The sequence below is a fragment of the Psychroserpens sp. BH13MA-6 genome (assembly GCF_052983595.1).
The window spans coordinates 1-927 of the sequence record NZ_JBRJGE010000039.1 but is presented as its reverse complement, the minus strand read 5'-3'; the positions used below and the strand labels follow the sequence as shown (position 1 = coordinate 927).

Annotated in this window: 1 protein-coding gene; it reads left to right on the top strand. The window is 32.6% G+C overall.

Features of this window, described 5'->3' with window-relative positions; all coding sequences use genetic code 11:
• Positions 1-757: DUF2071 domain-containing protein (locus ACU8DI_RS15360; protein WP_447113675.1), on the top strand; the 757-nt coding region annotated here is incomplete at its 5' end.
• Positions 758-927 lie beyond the last annotated feature (170 nt).

Sequence of the window (927 nt, the reverse complement as noted above, 5' to 3'; positions counted from 1 at the left end):
CATACACAATTACGTTAGGTGCAATTTGCTCACTCAAATGAGAATACCGAAAATAAAAGGAATAATCGACAGACGAATTTTAATCAATTACCAAATTGATAAAGAAGTCTTGGAAAATTATTTACCAAAACCTTTCAAGCCAAAATTAGTAAATGGAAAAGGAATTGCGGGAATCTGTTTGATAAGATTAAAAGAAATCAGACCAAAAAGTCTACCTAAACAAATCGGAATTTCTTCCGAGAACGGAGCTCATAGAATTGCTGTAAAATGGTCAGAAAACGGAATACCAAAAGAAGGAGTTTATATTCCAAGAAGAGATACTTCTTCTAAATTGAATTCTTTGGCTGGTGGGAATATATTTCCAGGAATTCACCATTTAGCAGAATTTAAGGTAAACGAGGTAAATGGAAATTATGAAGTAGGATTTGTAAGTGATGATAACACTTCGATAGAAATTAAAGCTAAAGAAACTAATATTTGGAATAAGGAAAGCATATTTGAAAACTTGCAAAGTCTATCGGATTTCTTTGAAGAAGGTTCCGTTGGATATTCACTTGATAAAAATGATTTTGAAGGACTTGAATTAAAAGCCTATAATTGGAAAGTATCCCTTTTAGAAGTTGAGAATGTAAAATCAAGTTTCTTTGAGAATGAAGATATTTTCCCAAAAGGCTCTGTAAAATTTGATAATGCACTTTTAATGAAAGATATTGAACACGAATGGATTGGACTGAATAAAATAAAAAACTGCACCTAACACAGTGTATAATTAATTGCTCTTGTTGGCTAAGCAGAAGAATATTTCCTACAAATTACTATCTTAGTCTCAACGGAAAAATTTGAGCTAAACAGCTTGCGTCTTTCCCGCGGAACATCAGCTGCATACGCAAGCTGTAAAACCGCAACAAATCATACACAATTACGTTG